We start from the raw sequence: 14,947 nt of genomic DNA on the forward strand, positions 1-14,947 counted from the left end.
AGCTTGCCTGATGAGCTCGCTGGCTTTTTTATTGCGCATCTACTCTTTAGTTGCTAGTTGCGGTTGGAGAATTAATAAACTCAGCGAGCAGGTCTGCTTTACTGCTAATACTGTAAATACCATCTAAGTGTCCCCAAATACCTTCGATTTCAGCATACTGAGGATCTTTGCCTTGGGCTTGTAACAATTTAACGCTCTGCTGCGCCATATACGGCTGTAATAGCAAATCATTTTTGGCCGGTAAGAATAAGGTTTTAGCTTTGATTTTGGCCAGCCCAGTTGCCAAATCTTGTTCGTGCCCAGCTACAAACAATTGGTTAGCTCGTACAAGATAGAGAATATGGTTAGCATCGGCTAAGGGTGCTTGCCCAGCTGCAGCGTTAAATAGAAAATCTAAGGCCGGTAAACTGTTGGTTACGCTGGCTAGACCTGCCTCAGGTAACACCGGCTGTTGCGGTGCTCGCATGTTCATACTAAGTGGATGCATGGCTTGCTGAGTGATCATAGCTAAGGTACTGGTGAGTCCTACTAGGGGTTTCTCGCCTTCATAATAGTCGCCTTGGTTCCAGTTTGGGTCCGCTTTGATCGGACGCGCCCAATGTTCAAGGGCTGTTATGGTCCAAGCATCCATAGCTCCGGTACCAATCACCGAAACCATACGTTCAACCATATCTGGATAGGCAGCTGCCCACTCAATCGCCTGCAAAGAGCCCATCGAGGCACCAATTACTGCGTGCAGCGAGGTTACTCCGAGGCTCTCTAATAACGCATGTTGTACATTAACAAAATCACGAATGGTGACCACCGGAAAATCTAAACCATAGGGCTTACCGGTAGCAGGGTTAAGCGAGGCTGGGCCGGTAGTAATCACATGGGGCAAGCCCGGAAAAGCATTGGCTAAAGTATCTGAGCTAACCACATAATACTTATTGGTATCAATGGCTTTGCCTGGGCCTATGATAGCGTCCCAATAACCTGGTAGGGGGTCTTCAGGAGTGTATTTGCCGGCGGCATGACTGTTACCTGAAAAAAAGTGGGTAATAAGAATCACATTGTCTTTGGCTGCATTGAGTTCGCCGTATGCTTCCCAGCCTACGGTTACTTCAGGAATCACCTCACCACTTACTGTAGCAAAATTGCGAGTAGTAAAGCTTTTCTTTTCAACCAGTAATGGCTCTGCAGCATCGGCGTTTGGGCTAACAGCGAGTAGCGCAACGGTTAGTAGCAAACCAACTACCGCAGTTAGGGGGGAACTTACACGTATACTTGCATTCATCATGAAGATTGCTCCATTAAGTAATATTGATACTGTCTGCGTAGCTCATTTTTAACGAGCTTGCCGGTACCGGTATGGGGTAGCTCTGTAACAATCAGAATATCATCAGGCAGCCACCACTTGGCAATGCGGTCTTGTAAGAATTGGTAAATGTCTTGCTTGTTCAACTCAGTATTGGCTTTGGGAACCACCAGCAATAACGGCCGTTCATCCCATTTCGGATGCTTGACGCCGATCACACAGCTTTCGTTGACGGCGGGATGTTGGCTGCAAATGTTTTCAATTTCTAATGAACTGATCCACTCACCGCCACTTTTGATCACATCTTTTTTGCGATCCACTACCTTCATGTAGCCATGCGGATCTATTACTGCGATATCGCCGGTAGCTAACCAGCCATCAACAAACACCTCAGGGTCTTCGCGTTGGTAGTAGCTAGCAGCAATCCAGGGGCCACGCACCCGTAACTCACCGCTACTTTCGCCGTCGTGAGGTAATGGCTTGCCGTCGGCATCGACGATGATCATATCAACCCCAAAACAGGCTCTACCAGCAGTGGTCTGAATGGCATAACGTTGCTCTTTGGGTAATGCCATAAGCTCCGGCTCTGGTGGTGCCGAACAAGCTAATGGACCCGTTTCAGTCATCCCCCAAATAGGTTGCCAGTAAATGTTATACCGCTCTGCGAAGGTTTTTACTAAGCCCAAGGGTGATGCAGCACCACCAACACAAACTCGCTGCAGTGATGGTACCGAGGCTTGCTGCTCGGCAAGGTAATTATGCAAGGTTAACCAAATAGTAGGCACCCCGAGACCAAGCGTAACCTGTTGCTCAGAAATAAGCTCATACATGGCTTCGCCGCTCATGCCAGCGCCAGGGAGGACTAATTTACAGCCGGCTAGCGGAGCTGCGTAGGGCGCACCCCAAGCCCCAGCATGATACATGGCTACCATCGGCATCAGTACGCTGTCACTTCGCAAGTCTAGCAGTTCATGGCTGACGGTAGCTTGGGCATGCAGCACCATAGCGCGATGAGAATTAAGCACGCCTTTGGGATTGCCTGTGGTGCCTGAGGTGTAGCACAACAAAGCAGCACTATCTTCATGCAGCGCTGGCCAGTCAAACTGGTTGGGTTGCGGTTGGATCAGTTGCTCGTAGTTGAGGACCTGTTGCGCTACCTTGGTGAGCGCAGGCTGGTGGGCGCTATCGGCTAACACGATAATCCCTTTGATACTACTAAGCTGGCTGGCTATCTCAGTGATTAAATCGATAAAGCTCAAATCAACAAACAACCAAGTATCTTTAGCATCATTGATAATCCAGCTGATTTGTTCAGCAAACAGGCGTGGGTTAACAGTATGCAAGACGGCACCGATACCACTAACGCCATAATAGAGTTCGACATGCCGATAAGTATTCCATGCGAGGCTGGCAATGTTATCGCCTGGCTGCACACCTAATTCGGTTAAAGCATGAGCCAACTGACAACTACGCTGATAACAGTCGACATAAGTGTAGCTATGAATATCTCCTTCTAATCGGCGCGATACAATCTTTTGCTGCGGATGACGCCGACAAGCGTGCCGGAGTAGATCGATAATAAGCAACTGGCTGCGTTGCATGGCAGCTGGGTGTTGCGGGGTTGCGTGAGTTGTTGTTTCAAACATAGTTATTCCTGCTTATCCTACCACCAAATGAATAAACCAATAGCCACCGCTAGCCCCATCAGCGGCACCACTACAGTGACTGCAGCAACCGACCAATAGGCAGCTTGATGAGTTTCTTTACAGATACCGCGAATGGTCGTGACCACGTAACCGTTGTGTGGCAAAGAGTCGAGTGCGCCAGAAGAAATCGCAACAATCCGGTGGAGTTGATCCGGATTAACGCCAGCGTCGATGTAGTGCGGGCCTAGTACCGGTAACGCAATAACTTGGCCACCAGAGGCAGAGCCTGTTAAGCCAGCGATAACACTGACAGCTACCGCGGCACCCACCAGTTCGTTACCGGGTAAGTTGGTCATGATGGCAACTGCTTGGTCAAAAGCTGGGGTGATTTTTGCAATGCTACCAAAGCCCACCACAGCTGCCGTGTTACCGATAGCCACCAGAGCGCCGGTTGAAGCTTCACTGATAGCATTGGAAAGGTTCTGGAAGAATTTACGATTGATGATAGCAATGCTTAAGACGCCACCCGTAAGGGCGATGATTAACGCATTTTGTTTAAGCTCATCATGAAAGATAAAGCTTAACGTCAATACCACAATTAAGGGCACTAAACCGCTCAGCGGTGATGGTAATTCACGCTCTTGTTGCTGTGGGTCATCAGCGCGGCTATGAAAGGTTTCACCATTAGCAACGGCTTTGTTGATCAGGCGATTGAGCCACCAATAACCAAAGCTTGCCATCAACACGGCTACTAATAAGCTCACTTCCCAAGCGGCATAGGGAGAGGTGCCAAGGTATTGAATCGGGATCCAGTTTTGAATTTCTGGTGAGCCGGCCGAGGTCATGGTGAAAGTAACCGAGCCAAAAGCTAATGCGGCGGGAATAAATCGGCGCGGCAGATTGGCATCTTTAAACAGTGATAGAGCCATCGGATAAACCGAAAAGGCAACCACGAACACACTCACACCACCGTAAGTTAAAATAGCACAAGCCAGCACCACTGCCAGCATAGCTTGCTTGCGCCCGAGTTTGGTGATGATCCATTTGGCCACACTATCGGCGGCGCCGGTGTCTTCCATGAACTTACCGAACATTGAGCCCAATAAAAACATAAAGAACCAAGCGGCGACAAAACTAGCGAAACCACTCATATAGGCGCTAACAAAGTTTACCTCGCCTTGAAACAATGGCACATTGCTGCACAAGGCCACGACCACCGCGCACAAAGGTGCGCTGATAAATAAGTTCATTCCCCGCAGGGTGAGAATAATAAGCAGAGCGAGCCCGCCTACTAAACCGATCATGCTTAACATGCAGTTACCTCGTTATCGAGTGAGCTATCAGGAAGGCCATGACCTGATTGACTTTGCACTTATGTGGCTGATGATGCGATATTGCCTCGCTAAATAACATAGTACTAACGTACAGAATACAAAGCTCAAACTTTAAGCTAGTTTAATCAGGCCATGACCTAACAATGCATACAAGCATCAGGTTGTAGCCAGCTTTCGCTCAACGGAGCCAGCAGCTACCACCGGGTAAATAAAATAACAATCTATCAATACAGCAACATAGACAACCGGGAGATCGACATCATGAGTCAACCCAAGTTTCGCCGCTCATTAGTAGCAATCGCCATTACATCGGTGATGATGATGCCAGCTATGGCACAGCAAGCCGATACCGCTGCTAGTGACGAGTTTAAAGGTTTAGAACGTATAGAAGTAACCGCACGTCGCAAGACAGAGAACCTGCAAGAGGTGCCCGTTTCAGTAAGTTCATTTAGTGCGAACGACTTAGAAGAGGTTGGTGTCGAGGATATTACCGAGCTCCAACAACGAGTTCCGAACGCTACCATACAGGTAAGCCGTGGTACTAACTCCACTCTAACTGCTTACATTCGTGGGGTGGGTCAGCAAGATCCGTTGTGGGGATTTGAGCCTGGTGTTGGCGTCTACATCGACGATGTTTATGTTGCGCGTCCACAAGGTGCGGTGTTAGAAGTGTTCGATCTTGAGCGTATTGAAGTATTGCGCGGTCCACAAGGCACTTTGTACGGTAAAAACACCATCGGTGGTGCGGTGAAATATGTCACTAAAGAGTTGACTGGCTACAACGAGCTCAGCGTGCAGGGTACTGTGGGTAGCTTCAATCAACGTGACTTAAAACTATCCGGACAAACCGCCCTAAGCGATAATTTCTTTGTTGGTGGCGCACTAGCTTCGTTGCAGCGCGATGGTTTTGGTGAGTTCCGCAATACTGGTGAAGAAAACTATAACAAAGACTTAATGACGGGGCGCTTGAGTGCGAAGTGGCTAGCCACCGAAGATTTGAGTGTGAAGTTTTCTTATGACAAAACCAAAGATGAATCAAATTCTAAAGGCGGCCATCGCCTAGTGACGAGTTTAGTGACCGGGCAAACTCCTTACGATAACGTGTATGATTCAAATACCGCTATGCCTACGGATAACTTGGTTGAAACTGAAGGTTACTCGATGGTTGTTGATTGGGATATCAATGCCAATTGGGGCTTTAAATCAGTGACAGCCCGCCGTGAAGGCTACACTAATACCAATATTGACTTTAACTCTACCGGCGAGCCGATTTTCATGGTGCCTGCCATTTATGAAGATGACCAAACCACGCAAGAGTTTCAGTTAAACTACAGTAACAATGATAATTTTGACTTTGTGGGTGGAGTTTATTTCTACGATGGCGAAGCCTGTGGTGTGTTTGGTACCGTACTCCCCATGTACTTAGCCGCGTTGGGTGGGGTTACCATCGATAACGGTGGTTGCGTACAGACTGATAGTGTGGCGCTGTTTGGTCAAGGTAACTATCGCTTTACCGACCAGTTGACTCTGACCTTGGGTGGCCGTTATACCAAAGATGAGAAAGAGGCTGATGTATCACGGATCACCTACCTAGGTGTGCACTACATTAACCGAGATGACCAAAATATTGGCACACCTTTTGCCGTTAACTCAGACTTTACCACTAAAGCTGACTGGAGCCGTTTTTCACCGCACGTAGCGCTTAATTATAAGCTCAACGACGATATGATGGTGTACGGTAGCTACAGTAATGGCTTTAAGTCTGGTGGTGTTGACATGCGTGCTGACCAATCGCTAAACCCAACCATTTCTGAGCCTTATGATCCAGAAATCGTAGATACCTTTGAAGTAGGTATGAAATCTGAGTTAATGGATGGCATGATGCGCTTGAATGCCTCCGTGTTCTATTCAGATTACCAAGATATGCAAGTGACAGTGCAGCGCGTGGTGCCATCAGGGGTATCTTCGCAAGTGCTTAATGCTGGTCAAGCAACGGTGCAAGGTTTTGAAGTGGAGAGTGTGATTGCGCTTTCTGACACCTTCAATATCACTGCTATGTTGGGTCATATCGACGCTGAATTTGATTCAGTCGTCTATACCGAGCCAGCCACGGGTGATACCACCGATGTTACCAATGCTTGGTCATTTGCCAATACGCCTGAATGGACCGGTAGCTTAGGTTTCAACAAGACCTTTGATACGGAAGTGGGCCAAATCGTGTGGTCAGCTAACTATTCTTATCGTGGCAAAACCCAAATGTTTGAAGCGCCATCAATGTTAGACCAAGGCAGTTACAGCTTAGTTAACACCAGCCTAGTTTGGTATCAGAACGGTGGTAACTGGCATGTGGGGCTACACGGTAAGAACCTAACCGATGAAGAATATCGTGTTGGTGGTTACAACTTTGGGCCAACCTTTGGCGATGATGCGATTGTTGCCTATTACGGCGACCCAAGAACAGTCTCCCTGACTGTGGGATACAAATTCTAATCCCACTTGGCGGTTATCAGTAGATAATTACTGGTAACCGCTGACTTTTTTAGCAGGACGCGCTAGCATGAGTGATTCTCTTTTGGTAACTGATAACTTAGCTATGGCTCGCGCAATTATTGCTGATGATCACCCTTTGTTTCGTGCGGCGTTAACTCAAGCCCTGCGTGATACCCTCTCAGATCCTATTTTAGAAGCCGCAAATTTTCAGCAACTACTGGAGTTACTGGCAAAAAACCCACAAATTGAATTGGTATTACTCGATTTAACCATGCCTGGTAACCGTGGTTTAACGGGGGTGGTGTCGTTGCGACATCGTTATCCAGAAGTGCTGGTGGTCGTGGTTTCAGCCAACGAGCAGGTTACCGTGATGCGCCAAGCGATGAATTATGGTGCTAGCGCTTATATCCCCAAATCCTTACCTTTAGTTGAATTACAGCAGGCTGTGCAAGTGGTGCTTGCCGGTGAAACCTGGTTACCAGAACACTTATTAGCTGCTGTGAGTGCTGATGAAACTGATGCCAGTGCTGATTTTGCACAGCGGCTCGAGCAGCTCACTCCACATCAATACCGGGTGCTAGAATGTTTGGCAGACGGCATGTTGAACAAGCAAATCGCTTATGAACTGAATGTGCAAGAAACGACAATAAAACAGCATGTGTCAGCCATTTTGCGTAAGCTTAATGTGATTAACCGTACCCAGGCTGGGGTCGTCTTTAAACAAATGCTTTATTCACCTGATGAACAGGAGCATTAAGGTAGCAGGCGCTTAATCAGGCGTTTTAGAGCTGCAATCTTGGTTGGTTTACTAATAAAAAAAGCCTGTTCTGCGAAAACTTGCTCACGTAACACGTCATCTGGGTCGGCTGAGTTGATAATTGCCGGCAGGCTAGCATCTCGATAATGCCCTCGTAACCACACCAGTACATCGATTCCGGTATCGCCTTGGTCTAAATGGTAATCAAAAATAACTAAGTCGGGTGCTGTCTGGTTAAGTGGTAGCTCACTACGTTTACTCGCCGCTAAGACAGTAGCCCCCCAACTGGTGAGTAATTGCTGCATCGCGCTTAACACTTGAGGTTCGTTATCAACTAACCAAACATTACGTCCGCGTAAAAATTGTTCGTTTAACGAGGCCGGAGTTGCGACTGGATGAATGTTAGCTGGCTGCCAACTTTCTAATGCTAAAGCTAAGCTAAAACACGTGCCTTGCCCCTCGCGCGAGTATAACTGTAACGGGATCTGCAAAAGTCGACACATCCGCTCAACAATCGCTAAACCTAAGCCAATGCCTGGATTATCGCCGGTTTGGTTGCCTTGATGAAACTCTCGAAAAATATCTGCCTGTTGGTCAACAGGAATACCACGACCAGTATCAATTACTTGAATATTGATCTGTGTCCCAGCGCGCTTAATACCCACTAACACCTTTCCCTGATCGGTGTACCGAACCGCGTTTGAGAGTAAATTTTGGAGAATTCGGCTCAGCATTTTACGATCGCTTACCACTACCGCAGAGCTTGGTACGTAACGAACTTCTAATTGTTTGTCGGCAGCAATCACCCGCTGATTATCAATCAGAGGTTGAATGATATCGTGCAATACTACGCGCTGCTTGCTGACCGGCAGGTTACCAGCTTCTAGGCGGGTCATTTCTAACAGCATAGTGAGTAATTCTTCTGCGTTACGCAACGATTGCTGTAGCTGTTGAGCCAACTGAGCCAGCTCAGTTGGAACCCGCTGCGACAACATATCGGCGAATAGGGTGGCCGCATTAAAAGGTTGCATCAGATCATGGCTTACGGCCGTAAAAAACCTTGTCTTACTCTGGTGAGCTCGCTCTTCAGCTTGCTTTGCTTGTAACAACTCAGCAGTACGCTCGTTGACACGCTGCTCTAATTCTTGGTTGGCTTGTTGCAGGGCGCGCTGTGCAGCAACGAGTTCGGTGATATCGGTATAAGTGGTGACAAAACCACCACCGGGCATGGGCGCACCCTGTAATTCAATCACTTGGTCTCCCTGTTCACGCTGGTAGCGATAGGCACTTCCTTGTCTCAAGTAATTCAGGCGTTTTTCTACTTCGTTAGCGATGGCTTGTTCATCTGCAACATTTATCAAGCCTCGTTCGGCGTTGTAGCGCAACAAATCAGCTACTGACATTCCTGCTTGTAATAACCCCGGTGGGTATTTAAAGACTTCTAAATAACGTCGGTTCCAGGCAACGAGACGCAATTCTTGATCGATAACACTGATCCCTTGCGGAATGTTTTCTACCGAGGCCTGCAATAGTTCGCGATTGAATTTATACAGCTGTGAGGCTTGGGTCGCCCAGGTTACCACTTGCGCAATTGGAACGCCCGGTTGTTGTGTTACTGCATCTAACAAAATGCGGCTAGCCGCGCTACCAATAACGGCCGATAGCTCACGTTCAATACGTGCTAATAACGCGCCAGGGACGAGTTCATCAGCAGCAGCCAAGCTTAGATCTTGTTGTAAACGCTCGCTCAAGCGTTCCAGCTCTAGGGCATCAAAAAACCGTGCTAACAGTTGCCGCATTCGACCCCAAGTAATGGGTTGGTGTTGGTATAACTCAGGATGACCGCCAGTAGGGTCGGTAAACTGACGACGTTGTTGGTGCTCAATCGTTGATGCTTTGAAAAGCCACGAGGCTACAACGTAGAGGAGCAAGTTACAGGCTAAACTTAAAAATACGCCATAACTTAGATCACTGTCGCTGAGGCTACGGTCACTTTGAATCGAAGGTAATAACAGGGCAAAAGCCCAAACCAGTGTACCTGCCAAAATACCAGCGCCGGCACCGATCCGGTTGCCCCGTTGCCAGAGCATCCCACCTAATAAAGCTGGCGCTAATTGAGCCAGTAAGGCGAGCGATAATAAACCGGCGTTAACTAAGGGCAAATTAGCTTCGGTAAGCTTATGAAATCCATAGGCTAAACTAATAATCACAATGATGGTACTGCGACGAATACGTAACACCCGCGCTGGGGTAAAGCTAAAGTTACGCAAGCGTTGATGAGAAGCCTTCAGCCACAAAGGCATCACCACATCGTTAGACATCATGATACTCAGCGCCAACGTGGCAATAATCACCATGCTGGTTGCTGAGGCTAGGCCACCAATAAAAGCTACCATAGTTATCAAAGGTTGTTCTGCTTGTAATAACAAGCTAATCATAAAGGTATCACTGCGACTCGCTTCTGGCACTAATAAAAGCCCCGCTAGAGCCACCGGTAGAATAAAAAGATTAATTGCGAATAAATACAGCGGAAAAGCCCAGCGAGCGGTGCGAAGTTCTTCTGGGTCGGTATTTTCGATGTAGCTGACATGAAATTGTCGGGGTAAACAAAACATCGAGATCGCACCCAACAACACATGGGTAACGTAAACGAAGCCGCCTTCGGGTTGTCCTTGCAGAATAGGTTGAATGGCGGGGCTTTGCGCTGCCTGCATGATGATGTCGCTAACCCCATCAAACATCACATAGCTAACGTAGGCGCCCACGCCCATAAAAGCTAACAGCTTAACCACGGATTCAAACGCCACGGCATCCATGAGCCCCGAATGTTGCTCAGCTAAGCTCATGCGCCGAGTACCAAATAAAATAGCAAAGATCATCATGGCCAATGCCACCAAAGCGGCAACATCGCCAAACCATGGGATCGGCCGTTCTGCCAGACCTGTTACAGCGGCAAAGCTACCAGTAACGGCACGTAATTGCAGTGCAATATAGGGCACAATTCCGATCAATGCGATGCAGGCAACAGTAACTGCCAGCCACGATGACTTGCCGTATCTATGACTGATAACATCGGCAATAGAGGTTAAATTTTGTTGTTTACAGGCATGTAATAAACGCAATTGAAGGCGGTGTGCAAACAAGAACACCAGCATGGCACCGACGTAGGTTGGCGCCATGGCCCAACCAAAATAAGCCGACTGCGTAATGGTGCCGTAAAACGCCCAGGTCGTGCAGTGGATGCCCTGTGCTAAAGCGTAGCGATAAGGTTTAATTTGGTTGGGCGGTTTACGCTCGCCACGGTAGGCAATGCTATACAACACGGCAATATAGGTAATGGCGATTAAGATAGCGACGCTGGTGCTAAGCATGGCTAGCGATGCCCATCATGGTGCTCGTGAAACACAACCAACGACCAATGCCAGCGGATGGCGCCTAAGCGTAAGAGTAAAGTGGTGAGCAAGCCCAACACAATCGCAATGCTTTGTGAATAATTAGCCACCAGCACAAAGATTGAACCACCGGCTAAACAGGTGAATGCATAAAGTTCACCTTTTAAAAGCATCGGGACATCGCGGGCAAGGACATCACGTAGCATGCCACCAAAGCACGCACTTACGGTACCCATAATGATGCATATTAAGGGATCAAAGCCGGCTTGCATGGCCTTTTGTGCGCCCATCACGGTAAAAAACGCCAACCCCACCGCATCCGCAATCAGTAAGGTCTTTTGATGAATGTAATCACGAAAACGTAACCACAGAATAGTTAATAATGCGGCCGTTAGAATCGTGTAGAGATAATAGGTATCGTAAACCCAGAACACGGGTAGATCTAAAATCAAATCGCGCGTGGTACCGCCACCGATAGCAGTTACGGCAGCCAAGACAATAACGCCAAAGCCATCCATGTTTTTACGAAAGGCCAATAAGGTTCCAGATACTGCGAAAACAGCAATACCCATGTGGTCTACCCAGTAGAATAATGTGTTGATATCCATTGCTTTAGCGCATAGTAATTGATTAATGAACGAATCTTAGCGATAGAGTGTACGCCAATTTACTCCCTATTTAAGCAGAAATTCGTTAGAATGCCTGCCATTCGTTAAAAATTGCCGAGTAGGGCTTGTTTGCTATACATTTAGCCCCATCTCTAATCAGATTCACTACAACTATAAACAAAGAGGGTTTTATGGATTTCTTGATTCCTACTGCTTATGCACAAGATGGCGCAGCTCCACAAGGTGGCGGCATGGAACTTATCTTCATGTTGGTCATGTTTGGTTTAATCTTCTATTTCATGATCTACCGCCCACAAGCAAAACGCGTAAAACAGCATAAAGAACTAATTAGCAGCATCAGCAAAGGTGATGAAGTACTGATGAATGGTGGTTTTGTTGGCCGTATCAGTAAAATTTCTGACGACAAAGATTTTATGGTGATTAATGTTGCCGAAGGTATGGAAGTTACCGTACAGAAATCTGCTGTCACAGCTGTGTTGCCAAAAGGTACGATGAAATCTCTGTAAGCAGAGATTAAGGATACAACGTGTTAAATAAGTTTCCGCTCTGGAAAAACCTGCTGGTTGTTGTCATTTTGGCGATAGCCGCAGTGTACGCATTGCCAAACTTGTATGGTGAAGATTATGCCGTACAAATTTCAGCAAGCCGTAATGCCACGGTTGATATGAGCACGCTAAAAGAAGTCGAAGAGACGCTAGCCGAACAAGCTATTAGCCCCAAAGGGGTGGTGCTTGAAGATAGCCAGATTTTAGTACGCTTAAATTCAGACCAAGAACAGTTACAAGCTCGTGATGCTCTACTTAGAGCGTTAGGCACGGATTATATTGTTGCCTTGAACCTAGCGCCTGCGACTCCTGATTGGCTAGAAAGCCTAGGAGCTTCGCCAATGAAGTTAGGTTTGGATTTGCGTGGTGGGGTGCACTTCTTGATGGAAGTAGACATGCAAGAGGCCATGCGCAAAATTCAAGATCAACAACGTGATACCGTGCGGAGCGAGCTGCGCGAAGAGCGGATTCGTTATAGCAGTGTAGTGCGTGATGGTAATGATGTCGTCGTTACCTTACGTACTGCCGATGATTATGCGGCAGCGGAACGCTTTATCAACAATCGTTACCCTGGCTATACGGTACTTGATAACGAAGCGACGCAAGAGCTGCGCTTACGGATGACCGAAGCGAAATTGAAAGAAACGCAAGATTACGCGATTTCACAAAACGTAACGATTTTACGTAACCGGGTTAATGAACTTGGGGTAGCTGAACCGCTGGTACAACGTCAAGGCGCTGAACGGATTGTGGTGCAATTGCCCGGGGTACAAGACACTGCTCGTGCCAAAGAAATCTTGGGTGCTACGGCCACTCTAGAGTTCCGGTTTGTTGACGATGAAAACAGCATCCGTGATGCTGAAATGGGTCGTGTACCTTTTGGTAGCGAGCTATTCAGTAACCGCAACGGTGGTAACGCCTTATTAAAACAAGACGTTATCCTTACCGGTGATCATATTATTAATGCCACCTCAGGCTTTGATGAGAACCAGCGTCCGCAAGTGAGCATTTCGCTTGATGGCCCGGGGGGTGACAAGATGTCATTAGCCACCCGCGATAACATTGGTAAACCAATGGCCACGCTGTTTATTGAGTTTAAAGCTACGGGCGAACGCGATGAAAACGGCCGTGCTAAGCTTGAGCGGTATGAAGAAGTTATCAACATTGCTACCATTCAAGCGCGTCTAGGTAGTAATTTCCGCATTACCGGTATTAGTTCGCAACAAGAAGCGCAAAACCTAGCCTTGTTATTACGCGCAGGGGCGTTGATTGCACCTATTCAAATCGTTGAAGAACGCACCTTGGGCCCAAGTTTGGGTAAAGAAAACATTGCCTTAGGTACTCAAGCTATCGTTTGGGGCTTCCTCTTGGTGGTGTTGTTTATGGTGATCTACTACAAGAAATTCGGCATGGTCGCAAACTTAGCCCTGACCGCAAACTTGGTGCTGATCATTGGGGTTATGTCGATGATCCCAGGCGCTACCTTAACCTTGCCAGGTATGGCCGGTATTGTCTTGACAGTAGGTATGGCGGTAGATGCTAACGTGCTGATCTTCGAGCGAATTCGAGAAGAAATCAAAGACAAACGAAGTCCGCAGCAAGCGATCCATCATGGTTACGATAGTGCGTTCTCGACTATTCTAGACGCTAACATTACCACCTTGATTGTCGCGATTATTTTATTCGCGGTAGGTACAGGACCAGTTAAAGGCTTTGCGATTACGCTAGCTATCGGGATTATTACCTCGATGTTTACTGCGATTGTAGGAACCCGTGCTGTGATTAATGCAGTTTGGGGTGGCAAACGAATTGATAAGTTGTCGGTGTAAATTGTCGATGCAACAAGGTCGGCAATAGGAGGCCACACGAATGCATGAATTAATAAAAACTCATAAAACCATACCCTTTATGCGGTATCGTAAAATCAGCTGGTTATTTAGCGGATTGCTGCTGCTGGCGTCGATTTTCTCACTCAGCACCAACTCGCTGAACTGGGGATTGGATTTTACCGGTGGTACCGTAATCGAAGTAGGTTACGACCAACCTGCTGATTTGTCTTCGATTCGACAAACACTGGATGCCAATGGTTTTGGCGGAGCTGTGGTACAGAACTTTGGCACCCAGCAAGATGTGTTGATTCGGATTGAGCCGCAAGAAGGTGTAAAGGCTCAAGAATTAGGTAGCCAAATACTTAATTTATTGCAAGCCGAGAGCTCGGGTTCGGTAGATATGCGCCGAATTGAATTCGTGGGTCCAAACGTAGGTGATGAGCTTACCGAACAGGGCGGTTTAGCTATGTTAGCGGCCCTACTCTGTATTCTTGTCTATATTGCGTTGCGCTTTGAGTGGCGCTTAGCTTTGGGCGCTGTCGGCGCATTGGCTCACGATGTGATCCTAACCTTAGGATTATTTTCGGTACTTGGATTAGAATTTGATTTAACGGTATTGGCAGCATTGCTAGCGGTTATCGGTTACTCCATTAACGACACCGTGGTGGTCTGTGACCGGATTAGAGAAAACTTTCGTAAATACCGTAATAGCACTTCAGAAGAAACCATTGATGGTGCCTTAACGGATACCATGAGCCGTACTGTGGTGACCTCGTTAACGACCATTTTAGTGCTGTTAGCCTTGTTCTTTATGGGTGGGCAACTGATTCATGGCTTTGCTACTGCATTGCTGTTTGGGGTTGTTGTTGGTACTTATTCATCGATTTACATTGCCAGCTCGTTAGCATTAGCGTTGGGCGTAAGTCGTGAAGATTTGATGCCACCAGAAATCGAGAAAGAAGGTGAAGACCTCGAGCCAATGCCTTAGAGCATTGGCTTTACCCTAGTTGCTGAACGGATAGCAGAAA

10 protein-coding genes are annotated in these 14,947 nt (G+C 47.4%); 5 read left to right on the top strand and 5 right to left on the bottom strand.

Translation table 11 applies throughout. The annotated features are described in order from the left end of the window. Positions 1 to 46 precede the first annotated feature (46 nt). The 3 genes from NOG12_RS07055 to NOG12_RS07065 are packed head-to-tail and all read right to left on the bottom strand — an operon-like array spanning position 47 to position 4,256. Complete coding sequence (locus tag NOG12_RS07055; protein WP_228759473.1) at positions 47 to 1,279, bottom strand: E22 family MetX-like putative esterase; 1,233 nt, start codon at positions 1,277 to 1,279, stop codon at positions 47 to 49. Further along, entirely contained in the window at positions 1,276 to 2,943 is a 1,668-nt protein-coding gene (locus tag NOG12_RS07060) for a long-chain fatty acid--CoA ligase (protein WP_313932816.1), read from the bottom strand. The genes NOG12_RS07055 and NOG12_RS07060 overlap by 4 nt, the downstream gene beginning before the upstream one ends. A gap of 17 nt (positions 2,944 to 2,960) precedes the next feature. Further along, positions 2,961 to 4,256, bottom strand: coding sequence for a GntP family permease (locus NOG12_RS07065; RefSeq protein ID WP_313932817.1), 1,296 nt, complete (start codon positions 4,254 to 4,256; stop codon positions 2,961 to 2,963). Between the two features lie 282 nt (positions 4,257 to 4,538). Between NOG12_RS07065 and NOG12_RS07070 the strand changes: the two genes are divergently transcribed. Beyond that, positions 4,539 to 6,767 (top strand): TonB-dependent receptor, encoded by a 2,229-nt coding sequence (locus NOG12_RS07070; RefSeq protein ID WP_313932818.1) that lies wholly within the window; start codon positions 4,539 to 4,541, stop codon positions 6,765 to 6,767. 67 nt (positions 6,768 to 6,834) lie between these two features. After that, a complete protein-coding gene (locus tag NOG12_RS07075; protein WP_313932819.1) occupies positions 6,835 to 7,524 on the top strand; it encodes a response regulator in 690 nt (229 codons plus the stop codon). Here the strand turns inward: NOG12_RS07075 and NOG12_RS07080 are convergent. Continuing rightward, on the bottom strand, positions 7,521 to 10,895 hold the full coding sequence (locus tag NOG12_RS07080) for a hybrid sensor histidine kinase/response regulator (RefSeq protein ID WP_313932820.1): 3,375 nt from the start codon (positions 10,893 to 10,895) through the stop codon (positions 7,521 to 7,523). The two genes, NOG12_RS07075 and NOG12_RS07080, sit on opposite strands and share 4 nt — an antisense overlap. 2 nt (positions 10,896 to 10,897) lie before the next feature. After that, the gene (locus NOG12_RS07085) at positions 10,898 to 11,518 is read right to left on the bottom strand and encodes a trimeric intracellular cation channel family protein (RefSeq protein WP_162014556.1); all 621 of its coding nucleotides are present in this window, start codon (positions 11,516 to 11,518) and stop codon (positions 10,898 to 10,900) included. Positions 11,519 to 11,715: 197 nt separating this feature from the next. Between NOG12_RS07085 and yajC the strand changes: the two genes are divergently transcribed. The 3 genes from yajC to secF are packed head-to-tail and all read left to right on the top strand — an operon-like array spanning position 11,716 to position 14,907. After that, complete coding sequence (gene yajC, locus NOG12_RS07090) at positions 11,716 to 12,051, top strand: preprotein translocase subunit YajC (protein WP_153826197.1); 336 nt, start codon at positions 11,716 to 11,718, stop codon at positions 12,049 to 12,051. A gap of 20 nt (positions 12,052 to 12,071) precedes the next feature. Then, complete coding sequence (gene secD / locus NOG12_RS07095) at positions 12,072 to 13,919, top strand: protein translocase subunit SecD (protein ID WP_162014554.1); 1,848 nt, start codon at positions 12,072 to 12,074, stop codon at positions 13,917 to 13,919. Between the two features lie 40 nt (positions 13,920 to 13,959). Continuing rightward, on the top strand, positions 13,960 to 14,907 hold the full coding sequence (gene secF, locus NOG12_RS07100) for a protein translocase subunit SecF (RefSeq protein WP_313932821.1): 948 nt from the start codon (positions 13,960 to 13,962) through the stop codon (positions 14,905 to 14,907). Positions 14,908 to 14,947: the final 40 nt, after the last annotated feature.

The organism is Pseudidiomarina fusca, assembly GCF_032227045.1.
Lineage (GTDB): Bacteria > Pseudomonadota > Gammaproteobacteria > Enterobacterales > Alteromonadaceae > Pseudidiomarina > Pseudidiomarina fusca.